Raw genomic sequence first — 16,536 nt, forward strand, 5'->3', positions numbered from 1 at the left:
CACGGATGGTGCAGCGCACGCAGAATAACCCTACGTTCCGCGCGACTTCCCACGTCAGCGGAGACGGCGGAGCCGCGATTGCCGCGGAAGACGACAAGTTGGGCATCCGGCCGGCGCCGGGGCGGGTGCGGGCACCAGGATGATCGGGGGGATCGCCCCAGTGCGGTGGAGCGCCTGCCGCACGAGGCTGAACGGGACCTGGTGATCACGCAGTTGGGAGAACCCATGCCCGTTCCCACGCCCCTCAACCCACCGACCGCACCCCGGTCCCCGCGTCGTCTCCGCAGGCGTGGGGCCGCCCTGTGCTGCGGACTGCTGCTGACCGGACTGACCGTCGCCGGCACCGTCGCCCCCGCCGCCCACGCCCAGCCCGCCTCCCGGGCGTCGGCGTTCCACGAGGGGCGGGGCCGGGGCTCGTTGGTCTCCGCCGAGCGGCTCTACACCCTCGCGACCCCCCGGGAGGTGACCGCGGAGTTGACCGCTGCCGGGTTCGGGGACGTAGAGGTCCGGCACGGGGTGGTGGCGTACCGGCTGGAGTACCGGACCGTCGATCCGCACGGGCAACCCACCACCGCCAGTGGGCTGTTCGCGGTGCCGCTGCGCAGCCCGGCGCGGCTGCCGGCGGTGTCCTTCGCGCACGGCACCGGCAGCCACAAGGACGACTCCCCGTCCATGCGGCGCGGGGCGTTCGTGTCCGCGCCGGTGATCGCGTACGCGGCGGCCGGTGCCGCGTCCGTCGGTCCCGACTACCTCGGGATGGGCACCGGCCCCGGACTGCACCCCTGGATGGACATCGACTCGGAGACCACCGCGTCCCTGGACATGCTGCGCGCGGCCCGCGCCTTCGCACCCCGCACGGGTCACCTGCTGGAGCGCGAGGTCCTGGTCACCGGCTTCTCGCAGGGCGCGTCGGCGGCGTTGGGGCTCGGCCGGGCGCTGGAGGCGGGCGCGGACCGCTGGTTCCGGCTGGGCGCGCTGGCACCGGTCAGCGGGGCGTACGACTTCGGCGGCACGGAACTGCCCGCGCTGCTGGCGGGCGAACTGGACCCCAAGTCCAGTGTGCTGTACGCGGCTTACACCCTGGTGGCGTTCAACCGGCTACACCCCGTGTACGAGAATCCCGGCGAGGTGTTCCGTGCACCCTACGACCGCACCGTCGAGGCGCTGTTCGACGGCGCCCACACCGGTGAGCAACTGATGCGGGGGACGCCGGGCACCCTGGACGCGTTGCTGACCGAGCACGGCCGCGACCTGCTGGCCCGGCCGACCGGTGGGCTGGCCGCGGCGCTGCGCGAGACCGACGCCGTGTGCACCGACTGGGTCCCGCGGGCCCCCGTCCGCCTGTACGTGGCGACCGGGGACGAGCAGGCCGTCACCGCCAACACCGACCGCTGCCGGGCGGCACTGCTCGGGAACGGGGTGGACGCCCCGGTCATCGACGTCGGCGCCGTCGACCACCGCGGTTCCCGGCACCTGGGGTCCAACGTCGCGGCCACGTCGGCGATCGTGCGCTGGTTCGGGGAGTCGCGCGGGCGGTGACCGGGCCTCGGGGGCGCCGGCCGCACGCGCCGGCGCCCCGGCCGACCGGCGGTCCGCGGGAGGGGCCACACGGCGGTCGCGCACCCACCACAACCGTCGCGGCCCCCCGGATGTCCTACGGGTCAACAATCAGCCACCTCGGACGACTTGGAGTCCCCGTGCGCACTCGGTTACGGACGTACGTCACAGCAATCGCCGTCATCGCGACGGCCACCGCGGGGCTGACCCTCCCCGCTTCGGCAGCCGCTCCTGCGCTGCCCGACGGCGACTTCAACGGCGACGGTTACGCGGACCTCGCCGTCGGCGTGCCCGACGGCACGGTCGGCGGCAAGGCGAAGGCGGGTTACGTCAACATCGTCTGGGGCGGCCGGAAGGGTCTCGGCGCGCACGGCAACATCCGCATCACCCAGGCCAGCCGGGAGGTCCCGGGCGTCCCCGAGAAGGGTGACCGCTTCGGCGCGTCGGTGGCCCTGGTGGACACCAACGGCGACGGCATCGCGGAACTCTTCGTCGGCGCCCCCGGCGAGGACGTCAACGGGGGCGGCACGGACGCGGGCTCGGTCACCGTGGTGGGCGGCGCCCGGGGTCGTCCCGGTCACGGCTCCGTGGTCACCACCGGCCGCTCGCCGTACGCGGCGTACGGTCTGGCGTTCGCCACGGCCGACCTCACCGGCGACGGCAACAAGGACTTCGTGGTCGGCGGCAAGGACAAGGTGGTCCTGCGCACCGCCGACGGCCTCGCCGGCACGGTCCTCACCGCCCCGATGGGCGGCCGTGCCCCCGCCCTCACCACCGGCGACTTCGACGAGGACGGCACGGCGGAACTGGCCGTCGGGTACTGGACGAACAGCCCGTTCACCCAGTCGCACGTGCGGCTGTGGGCCTGGGACCCGACCGAGCAGGCCATGGCCAACACCTGGAACACCGACAACGCCGGGGTATCCGCCCTCGCCGCGGGCGACTTCGACGGGGACGGCAGCGACGACCTGGCCCTCGGCGAGTGTCGGGAGATCGCCGACGAGAACATCGACGACCCCTGCGGACCCGAGGCGTTCGCCAAGGGCGGCGGCGTCCACGTCCACTACGGCGACGCCGCACCCGGCAGCTTCGGCGTCCGCAGACAGACCCTCAACCAGGACACGGTGGGCGTGGCGGGCGTCGCGGAGGTCGGTGACCGCTTCGGCGCCGCCCTCGCCGTCGGCGACGTCAACGGCGACGGCCGCGACGACCTGGTGGCCGGCGCGCCCGGCGAGGCGATCGGCACCCGAGCGGGGGCCGGCGCGGCGACCCTCCTGCTCGGTGGCCCGACCGGGCTGGTGGACGCGCGGGGCGAGGGCCACTCGGTCGGGCTCCAGCAGAACACCCCGCGGGTGCCGGGCGTCGCGGAGGCGCGTGACGCGTTCGGTGCCGCGGTGGCCGTCGGTGCGTACGGGGGGCGCGGGCGGGTGGACCTGGCGGTCGGCTCGCCCGGCGAGAACGCGGGCTCGGGGGGCGTGTGGCTGCTGCCGGGGGCGGGGGTCAGCGGTTCCGCCGCGCTCACGCCCCGGAAGCTGGGGCTGCCCTCGCCGGCCAGTGCGCTCGCCTACGGTCGGCACGTCAGCGAGTAGCGCACGGCTGGGGGACGGGGGCGGGCCGGGTCGGGTCGCCCCCGTTCGCACGGTGCCCTGCGTTGCGCGAACGGCGCGAAGCAGGACGTGCGCGGTGCCATGCCGGGGCGGTCCGAAGGCAAGTAGGCGGAGGTCGCGAGGAACTGCTCGGCCACGCCCACATCGGCGTCACCGCCACCGTCTACGCACACGTCCGGCTCCGCCTCCAGCGCCAGGCCGTCGACGCCCTCGGCAGCATCCTTAGCCCAACCGACACCCCGGATGACCCGCCCACCTCAGCCGTCGTACGCTGACGTTGCCGTCAGCGTTGCCGTCAAATGCCTCTGGGGCCCACCGCATGGCGGTGGGCCCCAGAGGCATTTGACTCAGAATGAAATCCGCTAACTTTACGACTCCAAGCACACTGAGTAGCGAATCACGAACCCATCATGAATTGATCCGCGCTTCAATCCATGCACTCTCAAACTCTTCCGAATCGATCAATTCAGCGCCGAATTCTTCCTGACTGGAGATTTCTTCGAGTGACGGAAATGGAATCTCCGAGAGTCCCACGTTTGCAGTTTCGTGATTTTCATCGGCCCACTCGGATCGACCATCGCGATAGAACTGCACCTTCCGAGTCTCGTAACCATCGTCACCGAGCTCGCTGAGATACAGCACGGGATCGTCAGCGAAGTCGTGTTCCCACGCAACCTTGACGTATCTCACCTCTAGTTCCTCCCGGAACTTCGGATGCGGCCGGTGAGATCAAGCGGACCACTGTTTGGGATTACAAACACGCCGGGTCTCCCTTCAAGCACGTTCAGCCCACTGACGTCGATTTCAAGATAGTGCGTGAATTTACGCCCCGCCCACGGAACTCGCAAGAAGGCCGCCGAGAGCTGTCCCAGCGTCTTCGTCCCGGGCTGGATGTCCGTCAGGTACTGACCGTCTCCGTAACGAGCATCCTTCGGGTTGTTCGCCTTCAGGGAGGGCCTCATCGCGCCACTCGCCGTGATTCCGTCATGCCCAGTTTCATTCGTGTAGTGGTAGAGGCTTTGCGGCCCCTCCGAAGCAGACTCCGGACCGTCACCACAATTGTGAACGAGTACCGGCGTGGCCCCCGCCAGCACATAGTACGTATGCAGGTCGGCGACGGTCAGGTTGTAGACCGCGGCCTGTTGGGTCCAGCGCTTGATCGCGGTGATCTGGACGTGCGTGCCCGAGCTGGTCCGCAGGAGCTGCCCGACCGCCAGGTCCGTGGCATCGACCCACTTGCGGAGTTCCGGGAGCCAGAACGGGTGACCGTCCGTGGCGACGATCGAGGAATCCCCGGAACGCGCGCCCTTCTTCTCACCTGCCGCAACGCTGATCTTGACCAAGTGCTTCTGGCCGTCACCGAAGATGGTGGCGGTGACCTTCTTCGCGACGGTCTTGCCGGTGCGCGGGTCCGTGGCGAGGACCTCGTCACCGATCTTCACGTCCTCGATCGGTTTCTGGCCACCGGCAGCCATGGCGACGAGCGTTCCGGCCGTGAAACTGTTGCCCGGCGCGCACGACGACCCCTTGCTCTTCGCCGGCGCCTTCTTCGCCAGCCCGGCCAACGCGACGTCGAACGTGAGCTTCGCGCTGGCCTCCGCCATGCGCCCGTTGCTGAAGTCGTCGGCGATCTCGGTCGCCCTGTCTCCGATGCCTTGCACGGAGTCGTAGGCCATCGCGGGTGGCGAGTAGTCCAGCAACGCTCCACAGGATTCGTCGCCCGTGGCGCAGCCCAAGACATCGGCTGCGGCCTGCTCCCACAGGCCGGTGACCGCACTGACAGCGCTGCTGCCCTCGTCCCGAATCGTGTTGACGAATCGGTCGACGAAGCTCTTCTTCTTGACGACCGGCTGTTGCACGCCGATCCCGGAGGACCCGCTGGTTCCGCCGCCGGTGTACCCCTGCGCACCCCCGCCACCGCTCGTCTGAACGGTGCACTGGGCCGAGCCGCAATGCCCGTAGTTTCCGCCCACCGTGCCTGAGCCCGAGGTGCTGCCGCGGGTGCTCTCCATGCACTGGACGGTCACGCAGTGTCCGGCGTACAGCCCCGTCGGGTCGCTGGAGCTGATCGGGGTGTTGTTGGCGTACGCGTAGCCGTTGATCTGGAGCGGGTCGGCCAGGTCCATGATCGGGTCGATGCTGATGAAGCGGCCGGTCTCGGCGTCGTAGTCGCGGGCGCCGATGTTCGTGAGGCCCGTGACCTTGTTCTCGATGCCGACGCCCAGGTAGCCGCGCTTGTTGGGCCAGGTCGCCGGCTGGGGTCCGCGGACCTCGCCGTAGGGCTTGTGGGCGCGGCGGGTCACCGTCTGGTTGCCGGTGAGTTCGACCGTGGTGTTGGCCGTGCCCAGGTGGTCCGTGATCAGGGCGCTGCGCAGGTGCGCGGTGGTGGAGCCGTTGTTGGTGGTGCGGGTGACCGCGGGCGCGCCGGACTGGGTGTAGGTGCGGGAGGCGCGGGTGATGGTGCCGCTGGCGTTGGTGGTGAGTTCGGTCTCGCCGAGGTACAGGGTGGAACCCGTGGGGGAGTTCTCCAGCAGGCGGTTGCCGGCGGCGTCGTACACGTACCGGGTGGTGGTGCCGGACTTGGAGTCGGTGAGGGAGTCGAGCTTGTTCTCCTGGGTCCACTGCAACTGCTGCGTGGTCGCGGGCAGGGCACGGCTCTCGGTGTTGCCGATGACGTCGTACGCGTAGGTGCTGCCGCCGCCGGTGGACCGGGTGACCGAGGTGAGGGTGTGCGGCTGGACCTCGTGCGCCGGGGTGGTGCCGTTGCCGGGTACCTGTTTGCCGTACCGGTAGGTGTGGGTGACGTCGTTGGCCGGGGTCGCCGGGTCGTGGTCGGTCATGGTGGCCCGGTTGCCGATGGTGTCGAAGGTGTACGACTGGCGGTAGCCGGTGGCGCCGCCCGCCACCGTGCCCGTGGCGGGTGCGGCGGCGGCCAGGGACGTGGTGAGGGTGTTGTCCGGACCGGCGGGCTGGGCGGGCGTGCCGAGGGCTTCGGCGACCGGACCGCTGGAGGGCGCTCCGTCCGTGCGGTAGCCCCAGCTGGAGCCGTTCTGGGCCTTGCAGCCCGTTCCGGTGCCGGTCGGGGCGATGTTGGAGGTCCAGGCGTGGACGACCTGCCGCAGGGTGTCGTGGGTGAAGCACTGGTTGTCCCAGCTGGACCCTGCCGCGTCCGCGAGCTTGCGGGCGTGGGCGGTGACCGCGCCGGTGACGTCGTACGCGTAGTAGCCGTCGGCGACGCGGTGCGGGCCTGCGGTCTCGCGGTCGGTGACGGTGCGCTGGAGGCGCCCGGTGTGCCGGTCCACGAAGTTGGTGGTCCACAGGCGGTCCGGCTGGGAGCCGGTGACCGAGCGCAGGACCTCGCCGTACGGGGAGTACGTGACGTCGGAGGTGTACCAGTTGAGGCCGGAGGTGCTCTCGGGCAGGCCGTCCCCGTCGTAGCGGGTGACGACCGTTTCGGCGGCGAGGCCGCCCTTGGCGGGGAGCGTCACCGAGTGGGGCTTGCCGGTCGGCGTGTAGGCATACGCGTAGGTGTAGGTGCCGGAGAGTCCGGTGGTCATCGGGTTCGACGGGATCTGCGTCTGTCGGCCGATGGGCCGGTATTCGGTGTCGTAGCCGGTGACCTTGTTGACGTAGTCGCCGGCGGAGGTGTGGCGGGTCGAGGCTACGGGCAGTCCGAGGGCGCCCGGCGCGTCGAAGGTGAACGTCATGGCGGGGTCGGCGGTCGAGGAACCGTGGCGCACCTTGGTGACGCGGCTCAGCTCGTCGTACTCGGTGTACGTCGTGCGCTGCTTGGCGTCGCGGACGGACACGGCCCGGTCCGCGGCGTCGTACGTGGTGTGCGTGGTGCCGCTGTCGGGGTCGACGGTGTCGGTGAGCCTGCCCCGCGCGTCGTGGGTGAACGCCCAGATGTTGCCCTCGGGGTCGGTGACCTTGTCGCGGTAGCCGCGCGCGTCGTAGGAGTACGCGGTGGCGCGCCAGGCCGACGCGTCGTCGGACTTGGTGTAGTGCCGGATGGACTCCACCCGGCCGAGCGCGTCGGTGAAGGTGCGGGTGCTCGGGGACGTGTCACCGGGCGGGTTGACGAGGGTGCTGGTGTCGGCGTACTTCGTGGTCGTGAGGTACCGGAAGTCCCGGCCGTGGTAGACGGCCTGTTTGGTCACCCGGTCCTGGGCGTCGTAGACGGATTTCACCGTGCTGGGGATCAGCGTCGGGGACCTGGCCTGGAACGGGTCCGTGACGGGTTCGCCCTTGGCGAGGTAGCCGCTGGTCTGTTCGGAGACGAGGCCCCGCTCGTCGTACTTGGTGTCGCTGATGATCCGGCCGGGGCCGTGGGCCTCGGCCTGGGTCTGGAACTGGCGCAGCAGACCGTCGTACAGGGTGACCTGTCGGCCGTATCCGCCGTCGTCCTTGACCGTGCGCACGGTGACGGCGGCCGGTGAGGTCTTGTCCGAGGTGGCGACGGCGCCCCGGTAGGAGACCTCGACGTTCGGGGTCTGGTTCCCGGCGCTGCGGGAGGCGGACCAGCCCTTCGTCAGTCGGCCCAGCGCGTCGTACTCGGTGCGGGAGACGCGGCCGTTGGGGTCGGTGACGGTCAGCGGGAGGCCCCGGCCCGGGTCCAGCGTGGTGACGGTGGCGTGGCCCTTGGCGTTGATCGTCTTGGTGGAGGTGACGGGGCCGCCCGTGTCACCGGGGGTGTACTGGGTTTCGGCGGTGCCGAGCAGCGGGCTGGTGACCTTGCGGGGCCGTCCGAGCGGGTCGTAGGTGTACGTCGACGTGACGGAGTGGGCGGTGCCCTCGCCGTTGATCCCGGCGACGGAGGTGGGGGCGCCCTTGGTGGGGGTGGCGCCGTGGGCGAGGTCGTCGTAGCTGGTGCGGACCGAGCTCTTCAGTTCGGTGGCCGGGTCGGCGGCGGCGAACCCGGCGCAGGAGGTGGCGGTGGTCCGCACCTCCTTGGGCAGGCCGATCAGCCAGTCGGTGGTGTTGTGGACGTACGAGGTCTTGGTGCAGGTCCGGTCGGAGAGGGTTTCACCGCCGCCGCTGGTGGGCTTGACGACCGAGGTCTCGGACTCGACGGGCAGGCCGTGGTCGGGGTCGACCTCGGTGGTGTTGCGCACCGCCCGCCAACTCCCGTTGTCCAGCTGCTGGATGGCGTCGGTGCGGCGGATGCCGGTGCGGTGGGCCTTCAGCGCGCTCAGTTCGACGCCCCCGTCGGCCTCGCGCTTGCGGGACGCCGTCTCCTGGGACCACGGGTGGTTGAGGACCCGGCGCACCACCTTGCCGCCGGAGTGGTCGTAGACGAGGGTCTCCGCGGTGGTGCCGGCGTACTGGGGCTCGTCCTTGCCCTGGAGGGCGCCGGTGGAGTCCTCGAGGTCCTCCCCGGTACCGAGGTAGTAGCGGGTGCGGGACAGGGAGTGGGACTTGGGGTTCTCCTCCGAGGACTTGGTGATGCTCTTCATGCCTTTGGTGACGCTGACCTGCCGGTAGCCGCGCCAGTCGCTGTGGGTGCGCAGGGCGGGGGGCTGGAACTCGTCCTCGGCCAGGGACCAGGCGGGTTGCTGGTAGGCGTACTTCACATGGACGGGCTTGCCGTGGGTGGTCACCTTGTCGACCTCGGTGACGGAGGCGACCACGTACTTGTTGAACCACGCCTTGGAGGGGGTCTCCACCTCGCCGTCCGGGGACCAGCGCACCGGGTAGCAGGTGCCGTTGTTGCGGCCCTTGTCGGCGGCGGGTTCGGTCCGGCATCCGCCGGTGTACTCGACGGAGACCTCGCCGCCGGCCTCGGTGGCGACGGAACCGATGCGGGGCCGGATGAACGGCGGGCGCTCGTCGGGTCCGACCTTCGGCACCAGGTTGGGCAGGTACTTGTCCTTGAGCGACTTGCGCAGGGGGGAGGTCGATCCCACGCTGTAGGGGCCGAAGCTGACGCCGTCCTCGTGCTGGAGGGTGCCGGTGGGGTCCCCGGGGGCGAAGCCCCTGCGGGTGATCGAGTCCAGCCACAGGCCGGGCGCCAGGCTGTACAAGTCCTGCGGGAACGACTGCTTCAGCGCGTACGTGTCGACCTTCTGGAGGGCTGCCGCTCCCGGTCGCTGGCCGTACGTGGTGATCTCGGAGAGCCGGATGCGGGACCAGAAGGACGGGAAGGTCGGGCAGAGGTCCGAGGTGGCCTTGCAGTTGAGGTTGCCCGGGGTGTCCCACCAGGCGCGGTAGGCGCCCGGGTCCGCGGTCTGGTCGAACTTGGCCGGGGCGCACACCGTCGCCGAGGCGAGACAGCGTTCGGCGACCACGAAGTCCACCTTGGCGGACGGCTTGGTGAGGTCCGCCGCGCGCATGCCGTACTCGATGTAGTTGGGGTAGGCGGCGCGGTCGTACGCCTCGGGGGTCTTGAACTTCTTCCGCACCGAGTAGTGGTTGGTGGCCTGTTGCCAGTCGATGACCATGGCGTTGCCGTGCACGTCGACGACCTTGTCCAGGCCCCAGCGCCAGGCCTGTTGCTTGCCGGCGCCGCAGCGCGAGTCGGCGAAGGTCGTCGCGTGGCACGGTTCGCCGGGGTGGTTGCCGAAGACGGGCACGGTGGAGACGGAGTCGGTGACGGCGTGGCCGCCGCCGACGTCGTGCAGTCCGTAGTAGTAGGTCGTGCCGTCGGTGGTGGTGACCACCCAGTGCTCGCCGTCGTTGTCACCGTTGGTGGCGCCGACGCGGCGCTCGACCCGGGTGCCGTCGTCGTGTTGCGGACGGTAGATCTCGGTGTCGGTCTCCGGGTTGCTGGTGGCGGGGGCGTCGCGGACGAGTTCGGTGGTCTTGCCGCCGAGCGACATCACGGCGTTGTACGAGGCCCAGCACAGGTCGCTCGTCTTGTCCTTCTTGGCCGTGTTGTTCGGTGTCTTGGGGTTCGGCGTGCCGTGGTCGAGGGGCTTGCGGTCCTCCTCGCAGGAGCGGTAGCGGCGCTCGATGTGGCCCGGGTCGTAGTTCCAGCCGTCCCCGACCCAGGACGCCTGGGGGGAGGACACCGAGGTGCGTCCGTCCACGGACTGGGAGTTGTAGCCGAGCGTGACGGCCGGGGCGGGGCCGGCGGGCGGCGCGGGGACGGTGACCGGGTAGGACCAGCTGAACGCGCCCGAGGAGCCGCCCGCATCCCACTTGCCGCTGGAGACGAGCGGGGGGGCCTTGAAGGAGCCGCCCACGCCGCTGCCGGAGTCGACGGCTCCGATGACGGCCTTGTCCCCGGTGGCTGCGGCCCGCGTGACGCGACCGCCGTCGGTCGTGCGGTGCAGGGCGGGCACGACGCCCGGGGCGGTGTCGGTCCGGGCGGAGGCGCCCGAGGGCGGCGGGGCACCGGTGCCGTCGGCGGCCGGGTCGACCGTGGCCGTGACGGACGTGGCCGCGGAGTCGTTGGCCGACTCCAGCGGTTCGTACTGCTGGCACGCTTCTTCGGTGGGCGTCGTCAGATAGCACTCGGGGAACTGGACGAGCCGCAGCCGGGACGCCCAGCCCGCCCCGTAGAGGTTCGCGAACTTGCCGTAGTCCAGCTTCACCCGCACGGGCACCGAACCCGTGGCCGGGGCCTGGACCGTGAGGACGGTGCCGTCGACGCCTGCTGCTACCGGCGCGGTCCGCGCAGCCACGCTGACCTGCCACGTTCCGGTGGGCGCCGGCTGGTTGGGCGCCTGGCCGAGGCTGACCGGCAGGTTCCCGACGGGGAGCGGCGGCGGTGGGGTGGCGGCACCGGCCGTCGCACGTCCGAAGGCGGCCGGGGTGGTCGGGGAGCCGAAGGAGACCGTGGCAGTGGCGGCCGGCGGTGGCGTGTCGGTGCCCGCCGGGGCCTGCTGCTGGTTCTCGGGGACGAAGTCGACCCGCAGGGACGCGAGGCCCGGGTCGGCGTCTTCGCCCGGTACCGGCTGCTCCTTCGTGAGGCTTTCGAGTTCCAGCGTGTCCCGGCCGACGACCTCGCCCGTGGTCGGAACGGGCGGCACCGCGAACGCCGTCGCGGGCAACAGCCCCACGAGCAGCGCGGCGCTGACCGCCGGGATGACGGCCAGGCGGAAGCGGCGGCCCGTGTGCGGGGCAGGCGTGTGACGACGACCGAACAAGACGAGATCCCCCCGGACCGTTCGGAGCGGGCCGGAGAGGGCCACGCGTAAGGGCAGTAGCAGTGGCGCAGATTGTGTGTCCGTTGCGTGGAGGTACGCCAGAGATGTCGAGACCATGTGATCATCATCACGGTGCGTAAGGATCTGAACACGCACTGACGGTGCATCAGGTGATTTTCACCATGAAAGCAAGACGTAAGCGACTGGTCTCCTATAGGCGACTAAGCGGGGTGAGACGGGGCGAACACCTCGTCAATTCGCCTCGGTTCATTACTTTTTGGGGGATGCGGGCCGTCCGCGGGCAACGGCTCGCCCCCGGGTGGTCCCGGCCTGAGGACGGGCAGGAATGCCGTTCGGTTCCGGTACGGACCGCACCCCGCGCCTCATCGGAGGGTGACGGGGGGCCGTGATTAAGCCATCATCGGCACGCCTCGCCATGCCCAGTTCACGGATCGGGGAGATCCAGGGGCGCGGACGGCCCACAGCTCCGGCCGCACCCTGTCCCGTGCACCGGACTCCAGGGGGAAGGGAACCCATGACGCGCACGACGCGCACACCCGGCGCATGGCTCCGCCCGCGCGACCGGCGCGGAACACCGGCCGGCCGGGCTCCGGGACGTCGGACCACCGCTGCCGTCCTGGCCGCCGTGGTCGTCGCGGGCGGCCTCGCGTACGCCGGCCTCCGACCCGACGGCTCCGCACCGGACCGCGACGACCCCGGCAGCGCCGCACGGAAACCCGCCGCCGGACTGGTGACGGAGTCCGCCGCGGCGGCCGAAGCCGCGCGCACCGGGCGGAAGGTCGAGGCCACCGCCCTGCGGACGGCGACCTCCAGCACCTGGGTCCGGCCGGACGGGCTGATGGCCACCCGGTTCCACTCGGCGCCCGTGTACGCGAAGTCGGGTGGTGAGTGGCGTCCCATCGAGCTCGATCTGCGGCGCACCGCACGGGGATGGGAGCCGACCGTCTCCAACACCCGGCTCGTCTTCTCCGCGGGTTCGTCCACCGCCGGTGGACAGCGGAAGGAATCAGCGGACCGGGCGTCCCGGAGCGCGCCGCGCGGCCCGCTGCGGACCACCGTCCGACAGCAGGGCCGTTCGCAGGTGCCCGCGAACGCCACCGTGTTCCACCCGCTCGCCACGATGCACGTCGGCACCCACACCATCGAACTCACCTGGCCCGGCACCGTCCCGGTACCCGTGATCGAAGGCAACCGCGCCCTGTACCCGGAGATCTTCCCGGGCGCCGACCTGGTGCTGACCGCCGATGACGTCGGCTTCGCGCCCGTGCTGGTCCTCAAGGACCGCCAGGCCGCCGCGCACCCGCTGGCACAACAACTTGCCTACGGCCTCGACTCGTCGACGCTGTCGTTCCACCTCGACCCGCTGTCGGGCGTGGTCAGCGCGATGGACGCGGACGGCGAGGAGGCCGCCCTGTCCCCCACGCCGCTGATCTGGGACAGCAGTGGCGAACCCGCGGTCACCGACGGCCAGGTGGGAGCCACCGACCAGCCGACCGGACCGGAGACGCCGGGCGCCCCGGATCCCGTTCCCACCACACCTACGGACGGCCCCAGCCCCACGGAGCTGCCCCTCGAATCGGACGAGCAGATCGACCCCGAGGGGGAGGTCCTGCCGACCGCGACCGACGGCCCCCAGACCGAACCCGAGGAGCCGCCGCTGCCGACCGCACCGGCCGAACCGGCCCCGGAACCCTCCCGGACGGGCACCACGGCGACCCTCGGGCTGTCGTCCCTGAACGGGCCCTCGCCCGATTCGCGCGGCGAGTTGATCGAGTCGGACCTCACCGAGTCGTCCTGGCGCCTGACACCGGACCAGGAGTTCCTCGCGGACCCCGCCACGAAGTACCCCGTCTTCGTGGACCCGGCCTTCACCAAGGCGACGGCGGATTGGACCACCGTCTACGACAGGTACCCCAACGCCACGTTCTACAACGGCAAGGGGTTCAACAAGGGCGGCACCCACGAGGCGCGCGTCGGCTTCGAATCCGACACCTGGGGCACCTCCCGTTCCTTCTTCAACATCAACCTCGGTGACCGGCTGGACGGGGTCCAGATCAAGAAGGCCACCCTGCGCACCCTGTCGACCTACGCGTGGTCGTGCAACCCGCGGTCGATGAGCATCCACCTGACGGGCCAGATCAAGAAACGCACCAACTGGCGCAACGCGCCGAAGCTCCACGACGGCAACAAGCAGGTGACCCGGAGCTTCGCGCACGGGTACAAGACCGCCTGCCCGGACGCGCACGTGAACTTCAGTCTGCGGGCCGCCGTGCAGAAGCGCGTCGACGAGGGCAAGACCATGGTCACGTTCGGGATGCGGGCCCGGGACGAGCGCTCGAAGTACGGCTGGAAGAAGTTCAGTGTCGCCCAGGGGACAGCCCCCGCCCTGGAGATCGTCTACAACCGCCGGCCCGACGCGCCCACCAACCTGGACCTGGGACCGGAGGCGAAGTGCACGACCACGACGCCCTACGTCCGGGTCGGTGCGGACGCCGTGACCCTGACCGCCCGGGCGTCCGACAAGGACGGCAACCTCGACTACTTCGACTTCGACCTCTGGCAGACGGGCAAGTGGGACAGCGGCGGCGACCGGCTCGGCGCGGTCGGCAAGGTGGACGTCGGCGGCGACCGCACCGCGGCGCTGCGCACCACCAGTGCCTTCTCCATCAAGAACTTCGCCAGCGGCACCGTGTTCTCGTGGCGGGTGCGGGCCGTCGACGACGCCAAGTCGACCTCGTCCTACTCGCCCGCGCGGACACCGTGCCGGTTCGTCTACGACAAGAACGCGCCCAAGCCGCCCCGGGTGAGCTCCGTCGACTTCCCGAACGCGGACGGGTCCGAGAACGGGTTCGGGAACGACGGCGAGGACAGCAACTGGTCGAAGAAGAAGTTCGGTACGCCCGGCTCGTTCACGGTCCGCGCGCTCGACAGCGACGTCGTGCGCTACGAGTACGGGTTCAACTCGGAGAGCTACACCGGTTCGGTCAGCCGCACCGCCGGGTCCAGCACCTCGGGCAGCGCGACGATCGCCAACGCCAAGCCGCCCTCCGCAGGGCCCAACGTCCTGTACGTCCGGGTCGTGGACCAGGCGGGCAACGTGTCCCAGCCGACGAAGTACTTCTTCTACGTGTCGCCCCGCGACCAGGCCGACAAGGCGGGCGACTTCACCGGTGATGGCCTGCCCGACCTGCTGGTGGTCACCTCGGGCGGCAACCTGGCGTTGTACCCGTCCCAGGGCAAGAGCGACGAGGTGACCAAGGGCACCGGTGACCTCGACTACTCGATGGCGGGGGCGTACCAGACCAACAAGGACAAGGACCCGAACGGGGACGACAAGCCGCTCCACGTCCCCGCCGCGTCGGGGCACTTCAAGGGCTCGCTGATCACCCACAACGGCGACGTCTACGGAGGGGACGGCCTCCAGGACCTCATCGTCCGGGTGGGCGGGAAGCTGTGGGTGTACCCGGGCGACGGGTACGGTGCCGTGAACATCGACCGGCGGCGGGAGATCCTGCTGCCGGAGGGGGCGCCCGCGCCTTCGACGTTCACCCAGATCCTGTCCGCCGGTGACGTGACCGGCGACGGGCGGGCGGACCTCTTCGTCACCGTCGGGGACGCCCTGTGGATACTCGCCGGCTACCAGGGCGCCACCGTCGACCAGGCGACCCGGCTGACCTCCGCCCCGTGGGCGGAGCGCGATCTCGTCTCCGGGTACGACGTCAGCGGTGACGGCGTCGCCGACCTCGTCTACCGGGCCGAGCCCGGCAAGCTGGTGCTCCGCAAGGGCAAGCCCGGCTCCGGCGGCGGGGTGGACCTGTCCTCGCTGGCCGCGGCGGCCAACTCCGCGGGCGGCGCCGACACCACGTACGGGGCCTCGGGCTGGTCCGTGGCCGGCACACCGTTCGCGGTCGGCACGCCGGACGCCGACGGGGACGGCGTCCCGGACGTCTGGTCGGTGCGCTCCGACGGTTCCGTGCGGTTCCACCCGGGGTCCCGGACCGCACTGAGCGGTGACGGGGGTCTGATGATCGGACCCAACAGCCACTGGAAGACCCGGATCGCCGTGGGCTGACGGTGGCGGGTCGCACCGCCCGCCATCCCGACGAAGACCCGCAGACCCGAAGGCCGCTCGGACGACTCCCGTCCGGGCGGCCTTCGGCGTTGCCGGACCGCCCACCCCGGACTTGAACACGTTCAAAAGCAGGTCTACAGTCTCCACTGTCAGCGTTTTTGAACACGTTCAAGAAGCGTTGTGGCCGGGTACGGCCATGACCGGAGAGGGGTGGGGACCGTGGAGCAGGGACAAGACCTGACGTGGATCGCGTACCTCGTCTACATCGTCGTGAGCATCGGCCTGACCGTCTGGGTCGCGCGCACCCTCAGCCGTAACGGGCGGATCTTCCTGGCGGACGTCCTGCACGGCAACGAGAAACTGGCGGACGCCGTCAACCACCTGCTGGTGGTCGGGTTCTACCTGGTCAACCTCGGGTTCGTCGCGCTGTACCTGACCCAGGACGACGAGATCACCGAGGCCCGCGAGGTGTTCGAGGCGCTGTCGACGAAGCTCGGCGTCGTCCTGCTGGTGCTCGGGGTGCTGCACCTCGCCAATGTGTGGGTGCTGAACAAGATCCGTCGGCGGGGCGTCATGGAGCGGGAGCAGCTCCCCCCGGTGCCGCCGCAGGAGTACACCGACCGCGGCCCGTGGGCCGCGCCCACCACCGGCAAGGCGTGACGGTCGTGACCGAGGACCCCGCCCCGCCGCGATCCGCAGCACCGCGATCCGTACCGCCGCCGGCCGTGCGCGGACTCACCGTCCTGTACGACGCCGACTGTCCGCTCTGCGCCTTCCTCCGCGGTTGGCTGAGCCGCCAGCCGCAACTCGTCCCCCTGGACTTCGTCCCGGCGGGGTCGGAGCAGGCCCGGCGCAGGTTCCCGGCGCTGGACCACGGGTCGACGCTCGTGGACATCACGGTCGTCGCCGACGGCGGGCAGGTCTACCGGGCCGCCAACGCCTGGGTGGTGTGCCTGTGGGCGCTCGCCGAGTACCGCCCGACGGCGCACCGGCTCAGCAGCCCGAAGGGCGCGAAGCTCGCCAAGGGCGCCGTGATCGCCGCCTCCAAGTACCGGGAGGCCCTGTTCGCCCAGCGGGCGCGGGCGGGGGGGGGGGGGGCGGGCCGCCGGGGAGCCCGACGGGCGCACCACAGCGTGAGACCGCAGGGGCAGGCCGGGGGCGACGCGGGGGGGAGGGGAGGGGGGGCAGG

Annotated in this window: 7 protein-coding genes; 5 read left to right on the forward strand and 2 right to left on the reverse strand. The window is 70.9% G+C overall.

Annotated elements, in window-relative coordinates; genetic code table 11:
- The first annotated feature begins 225 nt into the window (after positions 1–225).
- Both ACFWIA_RS00120 and ACFWIA_RS00125 read left to right on the forward strand, forming a co-directional pair.
- Positions 226–1,539, forward strand: coding sequence for a lipase (locus ACFWIA_RS00120; RefSeq protein WP_386998744.1), 1,314 nt, complete (start codon positions 226–228; stop codon positions 1,537–1,539).
- A gap of 158 nt (positions 1,540–1,697) precedes the next feature.
- Positions 1,698–3,146: an FG-GAP-like repeat-containing protein gene (locus ACFWIA_RS00125; RefSeq protein ID WP_386998746.1), complete on the forward strand. Its 1,449-nt coding sequence runs from the start codon at positions 1,698–1,700 to the stop codon at positions 3,144–3,146.
- A 426-nt stretch (positions 3,147–3,572) separates the two neighbouring features.
- On the opposite strand, the gene ACFWIA_RS00130 is transcribed toward ACFWIA_RS00125, so the two are convergent.
- Together ACFWIA_RS00130 and ACFWIA_RS00135 are read right to left on the reverse strand one after the other, a co-directional pair.
- Entirely contained in the window at positions 3,573–3,854 is a 282-nt protein-coding gene (locus tag ACFWIA_RS00130; protein ID WP_386998748.1) for a DUF6881 domain-containing protein, read from the reverse strand.
- A gap of 2 nt (positions 3,855–3,856) precedes the next feature.
- The gene (locus ACFWIA_RS00135) at positions 3,857–11,254 is read right to left on the reverse strand and encodes an HYD1 signature containing ADP-ribosyltransferase family protein (protein ID WP_386998750.1); all 7,398 of its coding nucleotides are present in this window, start codon (positions 11,252–11,254) and stop codon (positions 3,857–3,859) included.
- Positions 11,255–11,789: 535 nt separating this feature from the next.
- Here ACFWIA_RS00135 and ACFWIA_RS00140 point away from each other — a divergent pair.
- The 3 genes from ACFWIA_RS00140 to ACFWIA_RS00150 all read left to right on the forward strand — a co-directional run.
- Entirely contained in the window at positions 11,790–15,347 is a 3,558-nt protein-coding gene (locus ACFWIA_RS00140) for a DNRLRE domain-containing protein (protein WP_386998752.1), read from the forward strand.
- A gap of 219 nt (positions 15,348–15,566) precedes the next feature.
- Positions 15,567–16,007, forward strand: a complete 441-nt coding sequence (locus tag ACFWIA_RS00145) for a hypothetical protein (protein ID WP_386998754.1) — start codon at positions 15,567–15,569, stop codon at positions 16,005–16,007.
- A 5-nt stretch (positions 16,008–16,012) separates the two neighbouring features.
- A partial coding sequence (locus ACFWIA_RS00150; protein WP_386998756.1) for a thiol-disulfide oxidoreductase DCC family protein occupies positions 16,013–16,536 on the forward strand: 524 nt, incomplete at its 3' end.

The organism is Streptomyces sp. NPDC127068, from assembly GCF_042724695.1.
Taxonomy (GTDB): domain Bacteria; phylum Actinomycetota; class Actinomycetes; order Streptomycetales; family Streptomycetaceae; genus Streptomyces.